Origin of the sequence: Candidatus Chloroploca asiatica (assembly GCF_002532075.1) — a bacterium.
GTDB lineage: Bacteria > Chloroflexota > Chloroflexia > Chloroflexales > Chloroflexaceae > Chloroploca > Chloroploca asiatica.
Window position 1 is genome coordinate 1 of the sequence record NZ_LYXE01000155.1, and the last position, 3,737, is coordinate 3,737.

3 protein-coding genes are annotated in these 3,737 nt (G+C 70.6%); 2 read left to right on the forward strand and 1 reads right to left on the reverse strand.

Annotated elements, in window-relative coordinates:
* Positions 1-64: 64 nt before the first annotated feature.
* Both A9Q02_RS18580 and A9Q02_RS18585 read left to right on the forward strand, forming a co-directional pair.
* Positions 65-1,993 (forward strand): VirB4 family type IV secretion system protein, encoded by a 1,929-nt coding sequence (locus A9Q02_RS18580; protein ID WP_141509040.1) that lies wholly within the window; start codon positions 65-67, stop codon positions 1,991-1,993.
* A complete protein-coding gene (locus A9Q02_RS18585) occupies positions 1,971-3,428 on the forward strand; it encodes a hypothetical protein (RefSeq protein ID WP_097654575.1) in 1,458 nt (485 codons plus the stop codon). Before A9Q02_RS18580 ends, A9Q02_RS18585 begins: the two co-directional genes overlap by 23 nt.
* Here A9Q02_RS18585 and A9Q02_RS18590 read toward each other — a convergent pair.
* Positions 3,407-3,673, reverse strand: coding sequence for a hypothetical protein (locus A9Q02_RS18590; RefSeq protein WP_141509042.1), 267 nt, complete (start codon positions 3,671-3,673; stop codon positions 3,407-3,409). The two genes, A9Q02_RS18585 and A9Q02_RS18590, sit on opposite strands and share 22 nt — an antisense overlap.
* Between the last annotated feature and the right edge of the window lie 64 nt (positions 3,674-3,737).

Sequence of the window (3,737 nt, forward strand, 5' to 3'; positions counted from 1 at the left end):
CGCAGGTCACGAGGGAAGGGAGCGGGAACCGGCAAATCTAGTTGACACCAGGCGGCAAATCTAGTTGACATTTAACAGGCGGGAGCGTACGGTGACGACCGAGACCGATCTGATCGCTCCGGCGAGCATTGACCGGGGGGCCATTGACCATGTGCGCAGCGGCCAGAGCTACACGCGCACGTTTGCCGTGCTGGCGCTGCCGCGCATGCTCCCGCCCGGCGCCCTCGTCCCGATCATGCAACTGCCCGGCGTGCAGACGGCGCTGGTCAATCATCCGCTCCCCCGGGCGCTCGCCAAAGAGCGCCTGACCCACCTAGCCCACCAGTTGGGTGTTGCGCTCACCCAGGGCGGGGAGACCGGGGCCGACGAGGTGCTCGCGCTCCACGATCTGCGGCGGGTGCTGGCGGCCATTACCGAGGAGCAGCGCGCCCTGCACCTGATCGGGCTCTACCTGACGGTCGCGGGGGCCGATGGGCGTGAGTTGCACGAACGAAGTCGCCAGCTCCGCGCTGCGTGCACCGAGGCCCAGATCATGATCGTGGCCTGTGATGCCCACCATTGGGAAGGCCTGCTGACGACGGCCCCGCTCGGGCACGATGCGGTGCGTTCCCTGTTCGAGACCGATACGCCCACCCTCGCCCGTCTGCTGCCCGCCTCGTCGGCGACGCTGCAGAGTGGGCAGGGCGTGCCGATCCTCTATGGCGTGCGCGCCGAAGGCAGTGGGGCCGGACAAGTCGGGGGGGCGCCGGTGGTGCTCGACCGCTTTGCCTTGCCGTCGCCCCATCAGGCGACGATTGCCGCCACCGGGGGCGGCAAAACCTACCAGCAAGCATCTGCGCTGCTCCAACGCTTCGCCCACGGCTCTTGCGACCTCTGTGTGCTTGACCCGAAAGACCAGGAGTATCGCACGTTGATCGAGACCGGCCTGGGCGGCACGTACCTCGTGCTCTCGGCGCAGGCCGAGCTGCAACTGAACCCGCTGACGTTGCCCTGGGGCGAGGCGGCGGTGGGGGCGCGGCTTGCCCGCTTGCAGATCGATCTGCGCGCGCGTCGGGCCGCGCTGGTCAAACACCTGGTCGCCAGTGAAGCACTCGCCCGGGGCATGCCGCTCAGTGGCGCGGCGGAAGCCCAGCTGGAAGAAACGGTGCTGGCCTGTTATGCACAGCGCGGCATCACCAGCGACCCGACGACCTTTCATGCCGACGTGCCCGATCTGCGGACGGTGGCGCAGGCCCTGGCGGCGCGTCCGCATGACGCGGCGCTCGACGCGGCCTTGACGCTCTTTACCGAAGGCTCGCTGGGGCGGTTGCTCCACGGCAACCGCCCGCTGCCCTTGGCCATCCCGCCCTCCCGCTTGCGCGCCGATGTGGGCGTGCTGGGCATTGACCTGAGTGCTTTTGTCCAAGGCCAGGATCAGACCTTGCAGCGTGTGCTGCCGGCGCTGATCGCTGACTACGTCATGACCGTCGCGATGCGCGGCACCGGACGGCCCATGGAACTGATCATCGACGAGGCCTGGGCCGTCTTGAACACCGCAGCCGGAGCGCAGACGATCGAGCTGCTCGCCCGGCTCGGGCGCTCACTCGGCGTCGCCGTGACGGTCATCACCCAGCAGATCCGCGAGTTCCTCGTGCGGCGGGTCGGCGATCAGGTGGTGCCGAATGCCGCCGGGATGACCTTTCTCGACAACTGCGAGACGATCCTGTTGCTCCGGCAGCTGCGCCCGGCGCGGGCGGGCGTGCAGGACGACGACAACCCAATCCTGCAGGCGGCCACCAAACTGGGCCTGACGCCGGGCGAGATCACCTGGCTGTCGCGCTGTCGGCGGGATGCCGATGGGGTGACGGGGCTGCTCCTCGTCGGACGCGAGCCGATCCCCCTGCGGATTCCCCGGGCCCCCGCGCCCATCCACGCCCTGATTCCCGGCGCACGCACCCCGGCGGCGCCGCCACCTGACGAGGAGGCCGCGGATGCGGGTGCCGTCCCAACTTGACGTTGGCCCGTTCACGCTGCACCTGGATGTGCTGGCGGCCCGGCTCCAGCGCCAGCGCCACCGCCTGCGGCAGGGCCTGCAGGCCGGTGGCGTGGTGAGCGTGCTGGCGGTCGTCGTCTGGCTGCTCATGCCGGTGCTGCGCGGCAGTGGCACCCTGCTGGTGCCGCCGCTGCCGCCGGAGGTGCAGGTGCAGCTCGCCGACCGGCCGGTGCGTCCCGGACGCATCGTGCTGCCGAGCGGCCCGCATGCCCTGCACTTCACGCAGCCGGGGGCGTTTCCGGTGACGAGCGTGATCCAGGTGAGTCGGCAGCAGACGACGACCCTGATCGTGCCGCCGATGCGCCCGATCCCCCTCGTTCAGCCGGTGCCGCTGCCACACCCGCAGAGCACCTGGCTGCAGGTGAGTCCTGATGCGGGGAGCGGGTGGCGGCTGACGGCGACGCGACCGGAACCCGAGCGGCCGGCCGGGGCTCCGGGCTGGGGACCGCCGCAGCCGGAGCCCGCGCCCTATCACCTTCACCTGGACGCCCAGGGCTTGACGCGCCTCCCGGTGTTGGAGACGTACGCCATCGCGGATGAGCTAACCACGCGCGACGGCGCACGCTTCTGGGCGGTCTGGGAACCTCACCGGGGTGCGCCGCTGCCCAGCGTGGCCGGCAGCCTGACCCTGACGCGCCCGACGGGCACGCAGGTCATCACCACGAGCCGCAGCCTGCGCGGGGTGTGGTGGTCGCCGGGGGGCCGTCACCTGCTGGTGGCCGTGCCGCACGCGCAGGACGTTGATGTGTTGGTCGTTGACCCGGCGCGGCCGCAGGTTGACGCCCAGGTGCCGCTGATCACGGTGCCTGGCACGATCCATCACCTTGCCTGGAGTCCGGATGGCGCGGCGGCGGTGATCATCACGTCGCTCGCGTCGCCCTCGCCGCCGCACGTGGCGCGGCCCACGCCCCCAGCGGACGCCCCACCTACCGCGACGGCGCTGCTCGACCACACCGCCGTGCTGATCCAGTTCGCCCCTCCCGGTGCGGATGCCCGGGCGACGCGGCTGCGCGTTCCGCCGGCGCGCCCGGCGGGGCTCATCCCGCTGGCCTGGACCGCCGACGCGCTCTGGTGGGTGACCGATACAGGGCTGGGCCTGGCGCTGGATCGTGTCACCCTGGCGGCGGGCGTGACCGAACGGGTCGGCCCGCTGCCCGACGACCTGGTCGCACTGACAGTGCGACCGGATGGGACGCTGCGCATTGTCCGGCCCACGGCGGAGGGCACGCTGGCCGTGCAGCGCTGGCCTGCGGATGCGGACGCGACGCTCGTGGTGCTACCGACGATCCAGACGCAGGGGCGCACGGGGGGGATCTGGCAGGGCCACGAGCTGCTGCTGGCGACCGGGCCGACGGCGCTCTGGTATGTGCAGATTCAGCCGGAGGCGCTGCAATGACGTCCAACCGCCAAAGGTTCCATTCCCGTGCCCTGCGCCTTGCCGTCGTGGTGGTCGGCCTGGTCGGCCTGGTCAGCCTGGTCAGCCTGGTCGGTGATGCCCTCATCGGGTTCCACCGCTGGGATGCGCTGCAGCGCATCCCAGCCACCGGGCTGGTCATGCTCGTGACCACCAGCGTGGGCAGTCTCGGCATCGGTTGGTGGAGGCACCGCACGCGGGTGGTGCTGCCGTCTGTTAAATGTCAACTAGATTTGCCGCCCGTTCTGCCTCACGAGAGAATCTTACTTTGTCGGGCTCGTTGCCTCACGA